Origin of the sequence: Rugamonas sp. (genome assembly GCF_025354735.1) — a bacterium.
Lineage (GTDB): Bacteria > Pseudomonadota > Gammaproteobacteria > Burkholderiales > Burkholderiaceae_D > Rugamonas.
Genome location: NZ_JANXMI010000134.1, coordinates 51277 through 66558, shown reverse-complemented (window position 1 = coordinate 66558; position 15282 = coordinate 51277). Strand labels below are relative to the sequence as shown.

Below are 15282 nucleotides of genomic sequence, written 5' to 3'. Positions count from 1 at the left end.
ATAACCGGCCCCTATGTGCTTGGAACGCCGCGCACCAACGCAAGGCCCATAGTCAACGACGGTAGAATTGTCGGTAAGCCGCGACCATACATCGCTGTTGCCACGAAGGAGTCGTCATCTCAAATTCCTTAAGAAGGTGCGGGCATCTCTGCACCCTTGGATTTACGGCGACGTAACACAATGCCAGTTATGCCGGCAGGACAAACAGCGTCAAGATGGTGGAGGTGATTAGGCCACCAATGGCGATGGTAGCTATTGACGCGTTTCTCTAGGCGGCCATGACTCGTATCGGGGAGAACAGAACTTCAAAACGAAGCTAAGAGCTTGCGAATTGAGTCCTGCACTCGAGGGTCGCTAAGTCCTAGATGGTCGTCAGTCTTAATGAGTTGGTCTCGGCACCAGTCCGGCCACCCGCGCTCATCATTGTCAATCGCGAACCACCGTTCCGGCTTGCGGCGCTCAACGTCTGCCCAGACCTGGCTACCGCGAGACATATTGTCAAATTGAAACTTCTGAGTCGCTCTGCTGTGAAATGTCGCGCCTATAACTCTCGATTGCAACGCCGGCGTCAGCTGGCTCTTTGCGAATCCGAAACTTTTCACCCTCACCCAAGATGTACTCAGCACAATTTTGACGTCCGGATACGGGGCCAAGAGCTCTTCCAAAAAAGGAAGCCATTCAAATAGTGTTCGTCCTGGCGTGCGCATATGGATGCCCTTCTTAGGTGACCAATACACCTCGTCGTCATGCGCCACACCATCGTAGTCGCAATAGCAGACCCAGAGCGGCGCCCGAGGCGGCTCTTCAGCACTACTCATCTGTTACATCTCCGTGCTTTAGTAAGGCAACAAAAGCGTCGAATTGCAAAAGCAACGCCCTTGGCCAACGGAAGGCGCGGGCGCCTATTAAACGTTCGCAACACGACAGAAATATTACATAGTTCATCGACGGAATGCCCTTGAACGACCTGACCGCGCAACCTCTCGGAGCCGATAGAAAATCGTTGCTTGTCATTATCAGCCACCACCTGCATCAGTTTGTGATGGGTGATGGGCGCGCCCGCTAAACGAGCCTTCCCCGGCGACTCTGAAATGACAGCCCATCCCTTACTATCCAGTTTCAAGCTAATCGCGTCGGGCCGGTGTCGGAACCAACGCGCTAAAAGCTTGCTGTTTTGTTCAAGTATTGACATATGGCACCATCTCGTCTTCCCGATGCGAAAGCTCCTAGGTAAGCTTAGTCGAGAACTGCCAAGAAATCCATTAAAACTATCGAAATTAATACCCCAATAGCGTTGCTGTATTTTAGTGTAGCAAGCGAAAATCTTAAATTTGCTGCGCTGCCTCCACGCGCGAACCAGCGCTGACCACAAGAACTAGACCTGACATCGACGGGCTCATTAACTAAACGTGCATGCTGCAGGGTGAGCTCAAGCGCGTCGCCCCGGATTTGGCGCGCGTGGCGGCTTTGCGTGAGGCAGTCGAGTGCCCGTGCGCCGCATCCGAACGGGCTCTGCAATACTGGGTTGCGGCCGCAGCGGCGACTTGGCTTTAGCCTCCCGGCAGTCTTCGAACGTGGCGCCGGCGCCGTTTAGCGAAGATGGATGAACGCCGCATAGACGGGCCAAGTCGCCTTCACGACGGACTCGGTCGGAGCGCGCTTCGTGGCCTTGGAGGTGACAGTGCATTCCCCTTGATGGAGACGTCGATGCGGGCGGAGGACGCGCCTTGCAGCAGAGCGCACCGCTCTGCGAGTGACATCGAGGTAAGAAGGTGCGAGTTTAACCGGCGGTTTAATACCCAATCATGCCGATGGGAATATTTGTATTCCCGCGTGTAAAAATCTAAGGCCTTGCAATTGACGAAATATTTGGATATTGATGAGTTGGCTGAAGTTCTCGGTCAATGTGTTCGTACCCTACGAAAAGACCTGAAGAACGCTCAGGAGAAAGCGCCACCGAAGATGCATCTGCCTAAGAACAATATGCTGAGATGGTGGGTTGGGGAAGTGCAATCGTGGATGTACGAAATTGGGCTGAGGCGCTAAAGCACGCCATCTCGAGCCCTACTTCGCCACGCCGGGAGCAAACAGGGGTGGTGCCGGGCAGGAGCGGCCGCCAGCACTGGGACGAAGCGCTTTTGCCGTCTGGGACGTGCAAAATGATTCTCGTCCAAAATGCAGGGGGTGTTTTGACCTAATCTTCCAGGGAAAAAATCTTCCCGAAAATAACAGAATTCTTTATGAATATCAATAACTTAGATTTGAATCCTGTGAGGCGCGAAGCACTTTCGCGAAGCGCTTTTGTTCTCTTACCGCACAAGAGCAAATAAAGTTGGTCGGGCCCGAATAAAGTTGGTCGGAAATGTTCTGTTGTTTTCTGCCAATAATGTATGGGCACGACGCTTGTTCCCTGCCATTAAAGTGGGAGACAGGGCATTGAAGTTCGAAACCTTGAGGTTAGGCCTTCGGTACCGAAGGCCTACTATTCTCATTTCTCACCTCATGCCGCAAAGGCCTCAGCGGGAGCTTGGATAGCTTCCTCTCCGCCAACAAGCGTGATTTCAAGCCACGCTTTTGGATCGGGGGCTGGGTCTTCACCGGGCTCCAGCACTTTTATGATCAAGCCGTTTTCATTGCACGTGAACGTAGTTTTGCTCAATTTAAACTGAATACCGTTCTGCACGGACGTTAGCGCGTTCGTCAGCTTCGCCGGAATCTCCTGCCCCTCAAACGAAGCCGTCACCGTATCTTTTACCCATTGGCGAAAATTATCCGAAAGAATGACCGTAGGTACTTTTTTTGGCTTTTCTTTCTGTTCAGAGTAGGTAAGGATCGCTGCGGCGAAAGCGTTGGTTGGCATTCTAGCCGTGACTGCCGCATCGTCTGCCCCATCCTTTTTCTTCCAGCGAATACTTGCCCGTAGCGCCAACGGAGGGGGCGGATCGATTTGAGTTCCAACACGCCCAATAGCTCGGAGTACTTCTTCTTTAACTTCATGAGCGAAAAGTTCATTCATGACACCAACTCGTTCGTAATTGGGCCCTAATAAGTCCCTTACTGTATGTGTCTCGACGCTCTCCACTTGCCAATCAAGAAGTATGAAGTCGGGAGTTTCCGGATTCTTTCGTTCTGTGAACAGATGACACAATCGACCGTCGGCCTGTTTTCCGAAAAGCTTGTCTTTTGCCAAGGATTTCGGACTACTGTATGCGGTGCAGGTCGCTGTTGTGCACAGCACCATCTTCGTCGGCTCACAACGTTGAAGATCACAAGCCGGGGTAAGAACAAGAAGAAATCTCTCGTCTTCGCCTTCAGTACGAAGCAATTCGCCAAAGCGAATAGGTTTTCCTTGAGCTATTGGCGGCGCGAAAACGACTTCAGAGTACAAGTCGAAAAGAATCTGCCCTTGCTCTACCTGGCCGGAAAAACCGATGGACTGCGGTGCGATGGACTTTTGAATAATTTTAGGTAAGGCAAGACGGCGTGCTTTAGCAGCGAGAGCTTCGGAAAAGAGCCACGTCAAATATTCTTGAAGTGACTCGTTCTCAGCGTCCAGACGAGTGAGGTCTAATAGCCGCAGATCATGCACTTCCAATTCTTGACAGGCTATTTGAAACTCTTCCACGGCTTGTTTCGTAGACTTCAACGCCTCATCAATTATCGATTCTAGTGCGAGGTTGCTCTCGTACGAACTTCGTCTCGCTTCAACCTTCGCTTTTAGAAAGTCTGCCGTAATTTCGCTTTTCCGCATTACATCGAAAAAGGCCGTTCGAAGATTAATTTTGCCACGGACCTTTTTTTGAAGATCAAGGGAGGCGACAGACGACATAAAGAACAAGAGTTTCGGCTTCATCAGAACGGGCGCAGCATCTGCGATCCGCTGCAAAGCTGTCGCCTCGTCGTCGTTGTTATCGAGATAAAAATCGACAACTGCCAGGTCAGCACTCGCGAGCGCTCCGGCTGCGTCCTCGTAACTGTCGAAATATGACACATTTTGAGCGCCTATCAGACCGCTTAGCACGTCAACCACTGTGTTCGCCTTATCTGCCTTTGCTATTAGAGCTTGATTCGCCATGTCAAAAAGGCGACCGAGCTGGGCGTCAACTAGCTCCTTCTTTTTGTAGCTGATCCACAGTTTGCGCAGGTTGGCCGGTTCCCCACTGAGTCGCACAATCATTTCGTCGTCAGATAGATCAACAAGATCACCAAATGCGGCACGTAGCGAACTCAATGCATTTGAGTCTTTCGCGACGAAGTCACCCCAATCATCTTTTTCTAAAGAAGTGATAGCGCCTGAAGCGGGTGGGCCAAACGCATCGTCGATAACGACTGCTTTTGCAATAATGAGCGACAAGTTTTCCTCTTTTCTCTGAACTTCAGATCCACACGTTGCAGAGGCATCTGCAATTTCCCGACTAGTCGGTTTTTTTTCCGAAGGCAAGTACGAACGTGCGCGCCATGCCATCGCTATCTGCAGGAGCCAGTTCCAAAGTCGCATCATTTTCCTCAGCCAATCGCCGTGCTATATATAGGCCGAGACCGCGCCCCTCCCGTGGTGGCTTCGTAGTCATGAACTTCTCGAAAATTGCCTCGGCGCGCTCATCTGGAATGCCAGGACCATTGTCTGTCACCCGAACTTCACGTCTAGACTTATCGAGTTCGACGTGTATTGTGCCAGTAACTGATCGATCTAATCTATTGTCGAGCCAATAAAAAGCATTACTCAGAAGGTTGTCCAAGATCTGAAGAACTTGTCCCTTCTCGACTCTTTCTTGCCACGGTGACTTCTCAAACAGTGGCGCTATCGTCAGTTGAATTCCCATTCGGGCGGCCTTCGATTGATGGAAGTCTACGAGAAGTTGGGCAATTTCTAAGATGCTGTTTTGCTGACGAATTTGACGACCAGGAATGCTGAGTTCATCCAATATGCGAAGTCGCTTTTCGAGCGTCTTCAGTTGGGCTTCTACCGCTTGTGGCGACATTTTTCCTGATACAACTGCCCTTAGGGTGTCCTGCGTGACTCTCGCTAACTCATGCGCTATGAATTCGAGCATTAGCCCAACGCCAGCCAAATGAATAAAACCCTCAATCTCTTTGTCAAAGCTCTCGATCCGTAATTTCGCGCGCTCCCACGCATCGCTGACCTCTTCCAAGTGATGCATTACAGTTGCGACATTTTTGGATTCCGAGGGAGCTCCGCTTTGAATACGTTTCAAACTCTCAATTGCCAACCCCTTTGAGGTCGAAATCCGCTCACTAACGAGCAGTTTTACCTCTTCAATCGGTTGCTCAACGTCCCGATCAACCTCTTCAAGAAATTGTCGGACGAAGCCGGCAGTAATGCACCTAAGCAGCCGACGAAGCGCCTCCTTATCAGTTGAGTCTCGGAACCCTTCTCGGTTCGTCTGATCAAGTAACATCGGATTCGCAATTGACGAAAACCGGAGATATCCTACGATCTGGGCTCGATTCAACTTATATGCACTCGACGCCAACGCCTTACGGTCCAAGTCGAGCCAATCGTCTTTTCGTTCACCATAGGGGTAAACCCGATACCCATCACGATACACAAGGAATCCACCGGCCCACTGTTCCAAGAAGCCTTTAACCTGAGTGTCATAGATCTCACGCTGGTTGCGTTGAATTCTTCCGCGGTTGAACCAATAAAACTTTAGATCCCATGGGCCAAGGTGCTCCAATGCGCGGGCTACAATTTCGCCATCAACTTGAAACTTCGGCTTTGCATTCTTCTTCGTGCCCATTTCCTCACGAACGCAAGCCCGAAGATGATCACCTTCAATGTGGAGAGTCCTTTCCTTCTTGTGTGTGAGGTAATTGATGTGTACCGCGAGTTTCGGTGCACCGTTAGCTTCATATCTAAACGTGGCTTCAACGATCGCATCAGCGTGACCAAGAGGCTCAGGGTCCAGTGTTGGCACGGAAATAGAAGTGCCTTGGTAGACCACTTCCATAAATTTGTTAGCTCTTGCCTTTGCGAAAGGGTCCGCTAATTTCGCCAAATCGCTGTTGGCAATCCGTTGAATTTTTTCGCGCGACCAGTCTGACTGCAAGTCAGAAATAAAGATGCTGGTACCCGTTTTGTCCACGTCAGTTGAAGCGCAAGTTGCAGCGCGAGGTTGGAAGTCCAGCTCAGGCGCATCCGCGTTTAAGGTAGGATCATTAAACGCAGGTCGCCAGTCGAGCTCAAGAAAGTTCCAATTATTTTCGTTAAGTCCCTTAGACTGCACGGTTATGCAATGACCGATTCGCATGGCGGATAAGCGCCCAATACCTTTTTCGCCCAGTGGCAGTTTGGCATCTGTCTTTGTATATTGAAGACGTGGAGTCGATCCGAGAGTCAAGGCGATGGCATCTTGTTTCGCCTTTAATCTCTCCGGCGTGCCGACTGTCAAATAGTTTGATTTCAGTTCTGCGAACGACATCCCGCGACCATTGTCTTGGACAGAAATCTTGTTCGATTTCTCATACGCTAAGGACAGATTGAAAATCGCCTCTTCAAACGATTTTGGCTGCCCGTAAGCCGCCTTGAAGCATTCAATTGATGGCGCCGCGGCCGACGGGTCGAGGTGCATGGAAATTTCGTTGTTGAACTCTTCAATCGAAAAATCGCCGGGTTTGGATAGGTCTCGCAGATGTATCTGCCCATGCAACAAATCTGTCAACTGCTGCCACGTCGAATACTGCATAGCAATGTCAACACTAATCCGCACGATAGTGGCATCTGCGTCCAGCGAGTTTTTGACCAGCTCATAAATTGCAACCGCGTCGGAGCTGATTAGCTCTGCTCCTAGTTCGAGTAAAACTCGTGCTTTGAATTCGAATGCCATATTAACCCGTTCTAATTAGCGAGGTACCACGTCTACAGTTGACATATCAGGCAGCCTTGTTCATCGTCATCCTCTGGTTCCTCTGCTCTGTCAGCTTCAGAAAACACCTCAGCAAGAGTTGCATTCTCCTTCCGATCCTTTTGTCGTACTATCCGAATTACGTGTTCGCGGCGAATTTGATCCATCCTAGCTGGCTGTTCAAGTTCCTCAAGACTCTCGCCTTGGCTCCAAGTGAAGAAATTGCCAGTTTTCTCATAAGGCTTTTCATATGCTTTTGCCTTATCGTAGAGATCAGGGTGCGTTTCCTTGAGTTTTACCCACTCGATCTTCTGCTGGTAGAAACAAAAATAGCATCCTGAACGAGTGCGGCCCCATTGAGTGTATGGAGGCATGCCCACGCCGGACGTTCTGAGAATCTCTTCAATGTCCCGAAGAACGAGGCCATCTTCTTTAAAAGGATAAACTGCAGTGATGTTAGGCTTGTGACTTATGTAGCCACTACGATTCTCCTCGGCACGAAGACCGACATAATTGATGACCTCTTGGTCGCCACAGTATTGCTCAAAGGGCTTCAATTTCAATGCACGAGTACACCACCGGCGATGGTTAGAGGGAATCATTCCACCATACATTTCGTACCAATGGTCGAAGCCCACATCCGCATTTAGTCTAACTACTTCTTTCCCCAAGAAGCTGGAAATACGCTCCAAATATTCGTAGGTCTCTGGCAGTTCTTTCTGGGTATCGCTAAAGATATATTCCATTTCCGGGACGCGATCGCGCATGTAGATCGCCAGCGCGGCACTGTCCTTGCCGCCAGAGAGACTCAAAATGTGTCTAACGCGTTTTTGCTCAGCCATTTTCCACCTCTTTCATGATTACGCCATGCGCGTCACCCTGCAAATCAACCAGAGCCTGCGCCAAGGCAGCGGCTGCCAACTCGGGATCGCCTTTGGATGAGGCTAGGACCAGCGAAAGCAGATCCTTTGAAATCGATTTAGATGTGTCATTCGTTGTTACGAAAACTGATGCTTCTTCTCCACCGGACATTGTGAAAGTGAGACCGACAAATCTGTCGGCAGCACGCGGAGCTTCTCCTCGATGCATGACCAATTGCATCCAGCGTTTGTATCGGCCACAAAGGTCAGAAAGTCCTTCTTGAAACTTGCTCATGGAGTCATCAATCCACGAATCTAGGGGCCGTTGCACAATTAAACTCCCAACGGAGTCTAACCATTTTTCATCAGTATGCAATAGATCAGTACATCGCAGAATAAAACTCCGCAGTTTCGCATCGGCAAGTCGTGACGCTTCTTTTGAACACTCCGCTTGGAGTTGGTTTCTTACCCGACTTAAGGAACCGCTAATACCGAAGCCCTTGCTCAGTTCGCTCGCAACGTTGTCTTGAAGACGACGATGTGCCATTCCCAAATCGGTTAGGGCATTCGCTAGCCATTCGGAGAACTCCAAATTGGACTTGGTCTCTAGATGACTTTCTCTGAGAGTCTGCGTTAATAGTTGAATGGGATCCGTGGCCTTGTTTAGCATCGATCTGATCAGCGCGGCGTCCTTTCCAAGTTGCAGAGTCTGCTTCGTATAATCGGGGAGCCTTGTAAACCATCGATACAATGTCCGGGCAACTTCTAGGAACGTTGTGTTACTTTCGACAGAACAGCCGATGCTCGCAAGTGCAACTCGGTATTCATCAATTAACTTCTTGCTTCCTTCCGCGTTTTCGAGTGCGCGTAATGTAAAGTTGTTAGGGCTTTTGTACATCCGCTGCAAGTGTTCCGCAGTAAGCTCAAGAACAAGGGTTCCTCGCTCGAATACCGCACATCGAGCGCGATTTACCCAAAGGTAAAGCACTACCCAGATCCCTGCGGGACCTGCTCTAACTCCAAATGGCGGTGCAGCTAACGCTTCCAGGACACCGGAAAAAGTGCGCGGCGACTCAGCGCTCAGCTGAACACATATTTCGTTCCAGACGGGTGTAATGTCTACAAGAGCGTCTTCGCTTGGATTTCGTAATTCCCAGCGCCCGTCGGCTTCTTGCCATATTCCAGTATCACGAAGCAATGTGGTTTGTATCAAGCGCTCCGGCGGAAATTCGTTGTCACCGCAAATTTTGCGCGTGGGTTCACCACTTAATATCACATCGAACAATCGTTGTCGTGCGAGAACAATCGCCGACGCTGGTTTTTCCTTATTGATGAGCTCGTTGACAATACGCGGTGCTCGGCTGTACACCTTTTTGAACAGCCAAGACGCCACTTGGTTCGCATTCATGAGCTCGCTTCCGCGAATCAATTGACCAGAATTCCAATAGGAAGGACCGGGCTGCTCGGAATGAGGCATCAATGCCGAAGTCACTAGACGTTCAACTGTTTCGCTAGCGTTCTGCAGCCGACCGTCGACGTAACGAGATGTCCACGGGTCGAGTCGTTTACTGTTGACCTCGCGCGAAACGGTTTGCCAGATAGCAAGCTCAGCTAACGCCGCGCGACCTTCGCTAGATACGGGTAAGCAGGTGATCGCGCTGAGGGGATCAAGCTCTTTGTTTAAGCGGGCCAACGCTAGCGTTTCGGAGGTTGACCCCTTTACGACCAGGACTATCTTGAGCCACGCGTCAGGTTTTGCTTCATCAGATTTGCCCGCCGGTTGCTGCGGCCATGCATCTGCTGTCCCAACGAGGATACCCATTGTCCGAATAGTTCCTGTTTCGGCATAGTGACGCGTCGCAACCACGTGGCGCTGGGATAGTGTTTTACTAATCCCGCTTATTGCTAAGTCTCCCTCACTTGCGCGCGCAGCCCGTTCATACAACGCCTCGATATTGACCGCTTCGGAGACTGCCATAGCATACGCTGCCGAGCTGCGCTGCTTGACTAAAATGCCTTGCTCCAAAAGACTCGCTAGCGTCAATTCGACAGCCTTTGGGTCATCTTCACCCAATGCAAACGAAATCGTTTCTGCGGTGATTGGGACGAATACACCCGATTGGGATAGCTCCAAAACCGCGATAGTCTTTAGAACTAAAGTCGAAGGCGCATCAAGGCTCAAGCGCTCAATTACTGCTTGAGCAAATGCCCATCTACGCTCAGCCCCCAAGTCGCGGAAGCGAAGACCGTATCCTTCTGACAGAAAGTTGTATAGATCCGCTACCCGGTACCAAGCCCCAAGTGTGTTGTGCTCGGCAAATTCACGCAATCCTTTAGGCTCACTTCCGTTTAAGAAGGCATGGAAGGAACGCTCACTTTGACCATAGCGTTTTGAAACCGTAGCAAGTGAACAGAGTGTTAGAGGATGCAGCGGATAGATAAGCTCTGCATTTTCGAAAAGCTTCTTATCACTAACGGATGGGGCCCTCAAGATCCCCCTCTTCAACGCGTGCGCGTAAACTTTGCGGCTCTCTGCGACCAAACTCTTGACTCTTAAGGCATCTGGCGTTGTCCCAAGGGCATGTCTCGCAAAGTGGGCGTACCTTTCAACCGGTTCATCGAACGGCACTTCCTCAAAACGCGCAGCAACTTTGTGCCATTCGTCGTTAAGGGCTCGTCCAATTCCCGAGGCGTAGCTAGCGAAGTGTTGATGGAGCATTGCAACGACGACTAATTTATCGTCGTTTGCTGTGCATGACGCTTCTGCAACTTGTTGAAGCGCAATCAGATCGCCTTCTTCTGGATTGAGCGCAGCGTATTCGACAAATTTTCCGACCTCGTCAATAAAAAGGACTAGGCCTTGCTGCCCTGCCATGACAACGATCTCCGAAAATGTAGCTGCCATCTCACCAGCTGTTGCGGCAAATGGTCGTCCCTTGTAGGTTCGATTTTCGAAATCAAACTGCTTCTTGAATGAAGCTAAGAGCTTGAATTTACTAAGTTGTTCTGCAGCCTCAAATATCGAAGTCGCAAGTGCAAGTCCAAATGAAATTCGGGCGCCCACCACTGGTATCGAGAGTCGATCAGATTTCTCAAATAGCTCGGCCGTTTGCGTTGAAATATCGCACAACTTTTTTAACGCGGCGGGATGCGCTTTAGGTCCAGCGAAGAGTTGCGCCAGCACTATGGCTAAGGCGGACTTACCACTGCCGTAAGGACCAACAATCTTCCACGCTCGTTGAGCACGACCTAAAGCAATTCCCTCACCAATCTGACGTATTGCCCCGACGCTGTTAGGGGTAAGTAGATAGCCGTCGATGGTGCAGTTGTCGTAGAGATCGCGGACCAGGGAGATAGAGCGTGTGTGTCTTCCTGCGAAGGCCAGATAGTCGATTATGTTGTTACGCATGTTCTAGTGCCTCTTCTTGCAGCCGCAAGCGATACTGTGAATTTAGTTTTTTTGGGAGCAAGATAACGCTTTGCGTGTCCGCGGTATCGACGAACCGCATCGCCCCTTCAAAAGCCCCAGCGATTGCAGCGTCAATAAAATGTCTGAGTTGATGCTCGTCCATGCGAAACACGATACCGGGGCTGTTGGCACCCTTTAAGACACTGCCAAAGTCAACCGAAAAAGTTCCGTTGGACTGCCGTAGTATGAAATCAACGAGAGCCATTCCAAATACACGGAGCGACAATCCAACAGGCGCGTTTCCCTCAGTGCTATAAAGAATGCGGTTATCTTCGCTCTTTGCTGCTGTGATTAATCCCAAATCCTGAAGCGGGCACCATGAAGTGTCATCTGTACCGCGCTCTGCCTGAAAATAAGTTTGGATGAAGATGGAAGCGTGTTGTTCGAGGGTGCTAGCTGCCAACGGACGCGATGATTTCTCGCCACGCTGGGCCAACGCCGCAACTAAGCGCGGCCTATCGAACCGAACCTGCTTACCCTCACCGAACACTTCGGCCCAGGCTGCTAGGCCTGCATTTGTGCTCAATTGCCAATGCATTAGCCAAAGTGTCTCAAGGGTTTCGAGGTATGGGTCCCAACCGTCCTTTCCAAACACGCATATTCCGATAGGCCCAGGAATGTGTCCTTTGGGGCCGGCGCTCGTGATCACTCCGGTTGCCTCGGCCCAAAATTGTAATGACTTGACCATATTTCGACCAATTCCAAGCGTGTGCATTGCCTGCTCTTCTTGTTTGAGGAGCAATGGGTCTTGCGATATAGCGTGAAAGATCTTCGGCAGCCATCCGTATCGGCAAATAAATGACTCATGGCCAGAGAATCGCTCGTTGGCAGTGATCATATTTTTTTTCCTTTTCCTTCGTGGCTTGGCTGAGTCGAGGCATCAGCCCGCTCCAGAATAATTCGCTTTGAAGATGCGTCGAAATAGATGTCTACGGAGTCCCCTTCTTGCAACCCGGCATTGCGTAGGAGTTGTTCACTGAGCGCAATACGGCCCGTTTTTTGTACTTTTTTAGTATCAAACAGTACTTTCATCGGTCACTTTCAATACCGTTGTGCGGCGTGTTTAAGTACTGAATTCTATACGATTGCAACGATATCCCCTACAAAAAATGCCGGTATGGCGATGGCTTTTTGACACGAGATTCAGGGCAATACTCAATAGATCGTGGCGGCGGCGGGCATCATTTGCACGTTGCGCAATATCCAGAGTGATGAAGTTGAAGCAGGGGTGCGGATGAGGTCCTGTATCTGAAGAAACGAAGGTGTTGTTGGCTGCCAATGCCGTTGAGTTACGCGATATCGCGGAGGTGGACCAGAATGCAAAGATGTGTAGAATATGTGTAGAATTTACACATTGGGGGGATTATGAATACCAAAAAGCGGTCGGCAGCTGTTCGAGTGAGCCTGGATATGTCTCCTGAAGCGAATGATCTACTGGAAAATCTGGCGTCTGCCCACGGGACCACAAAAAGCCAAATTTTGCGGCGAGCTGTTGCCCTCTACCATGTTGCGTCAGAAGCCAAGGCTAGGGGAAACCGCATCGCCGTTATAGATCAGGATAAAAAGGTAGTCACGGAGGTCGTCGGGCTTTGATACCCCACATTTATAGTAGTATCCAAACGAAAGACTGAGGGGTTACAAATCCAACCAACCTATCACTACCTCGACCTCTTCAATGGCAGTGAGCCTGTTATTGTTAGCGGCCACTACTCGTTTTAGCTCGATTCCCATCGATTGAATTTGCGAGAGATAGTGCACAGAGCTAAAGTTTCCCAGAAACGCCGCATCGCCACATATTGGAAGCAGATCATCTTCTAAGTATTCGCTTAACCCTTGGGCGACGCCCAGTGCATAAAACCAAATGCCCAAGGTCTTCATACAGTGAGCAGCGTATCGATAGAAGGTCACTGCCAATCGACTCAGCCCCTGTGAAGCTGCTAGTCGCATGCAAACGACGAGCACGGCTAACCCTTCTAGATTCCCTTGCCGAAGCATCGCCATACCTCGTTTACGCATCCAGCGTGGATCCACATGCGGCCTGGAATTTTCAGGAAAATTCCACATTCGTTTAATCAACTCATCGCCAAGGCGACATGTAGTTCCGAGGAGGGATTTAGCAACCTGATCGATTGGCCGATCAAGTCGTAGGGCACACCACAACGGCGATCGATATACCGCGACAGCTTGCGGGCACACCTCGTTGCACATATCGATTACACGGCGGCGCGGCGAGTGTCTCCCTTTATGGTATTCCCTCCACCGCCGGTAAACCCCATCCGGATCTCCGATTTCCACCGGCTCTATCGCACGCTGCACTGCTACGACGGTACTCGCATCCAGATGAATTCTCAGCGCGTGAAACCAGCAAATCGTAGCGATCATGTCTACAACATGACGCTTTCTAGGGCTGAACGACTTTCGCATGTTCGATGCGAAACCCAGTTCCTCTAATGATTTTGTAGTGGTATCAAGCACTTACGTTAACTCGCGCAAATTTTTTCACGTTCAACTTTCACCTCTAGTCCCGAGCTTCGCAAAATCGTACCATCAGTACTACACCGGACGGAGCAACACAATGGATACCATCGACGCTGATTTGACTGATACGCGGCAAATTGCTGAAGAGCTTTCTGCGAGATTGCAGTCCCAATACGGCTCCGTACTCGGGTCAACGGCCTTGACTAAAGAGCTGGGTTATCAGTCGTCTGCTTCATTTCAACGTGCGCTGTCCAGAGGAACAGTCCCAGTTCCCATTTTCAAAATCCAGCATCGTCGCGGTAGCTTCGCTCTGGCCATAGATGTTGCGACTTGGTTGAGCCATCAAAGAGCTCAAGCAGTTGGGCCTCGGAGAAGCGCGACCTAGTTCAGAGTAATTTTTTTCGCCCGATATATCAAATTTACGGAGCCGATCATGTAGAGCATGCAGAAACGAAAACGCCACTGGGTTAGGAGCCAGTGGCGTTGCGTAGCGAGGAAGCCCCTCACATTTCAGTTCACGACTTCAATGTACTCGTCCCATGGACCTGAGTCAAGGGCTTCCTTTTCCATTTATTTTGTTTGAGTGCCGGCTGCGCCCGGCAGGAAAGGAACATCCATGGCTCAGCCTAAACACATCGGCCAGTCACGCCTGAAAGAAGTACTACGCCGTCAAGATCCGCCGAAGTGCAGCCCCGACTACGACCCAGCGATACGAGCAACGCGCGAAGAGGCGCCGGCAAGGAGCCGGCCTGCACAGGTCTGGTCTGACAAGCTCGGGCGCTATTGCCATGCGCTGTCATCGGTAGAGCAAAAAGCTCTCCTGGTCGCGCTATACAATCCATCGCTATTTGAAATCCATGAACAGCGAATGCTCGCAACCGAGGCGAGGCCGCATCCACTTTCAAGTCATGAACGCGCGACCGGGATGATCCTTCACCCACTGCGCGGAACAATCGATGTCTGCGAACGACTGGATGTGATCAACCACCACCACTGGATATACATCGACCACCCAGACGGGCCGGGCCGAGTCCCCGTCCCTTTTCCCTTCATCGGTGATTTCCTCCTGTTCCTTGCCGACGAGGCCGGTCCGTATTGCGTGAACTGGACCATCAAAGGCAGTAAGGAAGAATTTAGCAGCCGTCTCATTCTCGCCGATAAGCCTGCACGCGCGCCAGCGAAAGAGCGCACTGCCGTTGAAATGCGCCATGCGATTGAAGAGCGCTACTATCTCGATGCCGGCATTCCCACAATACGAATCGTAGACCGCGATCTGCCTGATATGTTCTTGCAAAATATCAGGAGCTTATTGTTGATGATGCATCGAGCCCCAGAACTAGACGCCGGGATCTACGCTGAGCTTTGCGAACGACTGCAAGCCAGTACGCGAACGACGCAGCGACCATTGGATATTTTGCTTTCAATGGTGCATCGATATGACGTGTCCCTTGATGCATTGCGGTCGGCATTTGGACGCGCCCTTTGGCAGCGCGATGTTCGTGCTGAGCTGATGGACGAGGCGATCTTTATTGATCACCCGCTCAAAGCTGAACGTCGTGATCCTATTGCTGTTTTCGCGAGTTGGTTTTCTCGCCAGACTGCCTGAGGG

12 protein-coding genes are annotated in these 15282 nt (G+C 50.7%); 3 read left to right on the top strand and 9 right to left on the bottom strand.

The features are described from left to right. Nucleotides 1–305: 305 nt before the first annotated feature. The 8 genes from Q0S71_RS11145 to Q0S71_RS11115 form a co-directional block, all read right to left on the bottom strand. The gene (locus Q0S71_RS11145; protein ID WP_295994997.1) at nucleotides 306–818 is read right to left on the bottom strand and encodes an HAD domain-containing protein; all 513 of its coding nucleotides are present in this window, start codon (nucleotides 816–818) and stop codon (nucleotides 306–308) included. Then, the gene (locus Q0S71_RS27385; protein ID WP_367185293.1) at nucleotides 815–1192 is read right to left on the bottom strand and encodes an RNA 2'-phosphotransferase; all 378 of its coding nucleotides are present in this window, start codon (nucleotides 1190–1192) and stop codon (nucleotides 815–817) included. Before Q0S71_RS27385 ends, Q0S71_RS11145 begins: the two co-directional genes overlap by 4 nt. A 1308-nt stretch (nucleotides 1193–2500) precedes the next feature. Beyond that, nucleotides 2501–4354, bottom strand: a complete 1854-nt coding sequence (locus Q0S71_RS11140; protein WP_295994994.1) for a hypothetical protein — start codon at nucleotides 4352–4354, stop codon at nucleotides 2501–2503. A gap of 61 nt (nucleotides 4355–4415) precedes the next feature. Then, nucleotides 4416–6848, bottom strand: coding sequence for an ATP-binding protein (locus tag Q0S71_RS11135; protein ID WP_295994992.1), 2433 nt, complete (start codon nucleotides 6846–6848; stop codon nucleotides 4416–4418). Between the two features lie 32 nt (nucleotides 6849–6880). Further along, nucleotides 6881–7708, bottom strand: a complete 828-nt coding sequence (locus Q0S71_RS11130) for a phosphoadenosine phosphosulfate reductase family protein (RefSeq protein WP_295994990.1) — start codon at nucleotides 7706–7708, stop codon at nucleotides 6881–6883. Then, complete coding sequence (locus Q0S71_RS11125) at nucleotides 7701–11135, bottom strand: hypothetical protein (RefSeq protein ID WP_295994988.1); 3435 nt, start codon at nucleotides 11133–11135, stop codon at nucleotides 7701–7703. The genes Q0S71_RS11130 and Q0S71_RS11125 overlap by 8 nt, the downstream gene beginning before the upstream one ends. After that, nucleotides 11128–12033 carry a DUF4007 family protein gene (locus Q0S71_RS11120; protein ID WP_295994985.1) on the bottom strand — a complete coding sequence of 302 codons (906 nt, stop codon included), beginning with the start codon at nucleotides 12031–12033 and terminating at the stop codon, nucleotides 11128–11130. The genes Q0S71_RS11125 and Q0S71_RS11120 overlap by 8 nt, the downstream gene beginning before the upstream one ends. Next, on the bottom strand, nucleotides 12030–12227 hold the full coding sequence (locus Q0S71_RS11115) for a hypothetical protein (protein ID WP_295994982.1): 198 nt from the start codon (nucleotides 12225–12227) through the stop codon (nucleotides 12030–12032). The genes Q0S71_RS11120 and Q0S71_RS11115 overlap by 4 nt, the downstream gene beginning before the upstream one ends. A 333-nt stretch (nucleotides 12228–12560) precedes the next feature. Between Q0S71_RS11115 and Q0S71_RS11110 the strand changes: the two genes are divergently transcribed. Next, nucleotides 12561–12788, top strand: coding sequence for a ribbon-helix-helix protein, CopG family (locus Q0S71_RS11110; protein WP_295994980.1), 228 nt, complete (start codon nucleotides 12561–12563; stop codon nucleotides 12786–12788). 42 nt (nucleotides 12789–12830) lie between these two features. On the opposite strand, the gene Q0S71_RS11105 is transcribed toward Q0S71_RS11110, so the two are convergent. Further along, on the bottom strand, nucleotides 12831–13670 hold the full coding sequence (locus Q0S71_RS11105; RefSeq protein WP_295994977.1) for a hypothetical protein: 840 nt from the start codon (nucleotides 13668–13670) through the stop codon (nucleotides 12831–12833). Nucleotides 13671–13770: 100 nt separating this feature from the next. Between Q0S71_RS11105 and Q0S71_RS11100 the strand changes: the two genes are divergently transcribed. After that, nucleotides 13771–14058 carry a hypothetical protein gene (locus Q0S71_RS11100; protein ID WP_295994974.1) on the top strand — a complete coding sequence of 96 codons (288 nt, stop codon included), beginning with the start codon at nucleotides 13771–13773 and terminating at the stop codon, nucleotides 14056–14058. 231 nt (nucleotides 14059–14289) lie between these two features. After that, nucleotides 14290–15279 (top strand): hypothetical protein, encoded by a 990-nt coding sequence (locus tag Q0S71_RS11095; RefSeq protein WP_295994972.1) that lies wholly within the window; start codon nucleotides 14290–14292, stop codon nucleotides 15277–15279. Nucleotides 15280–15282 lie beyond the last annotated feature (3 nt).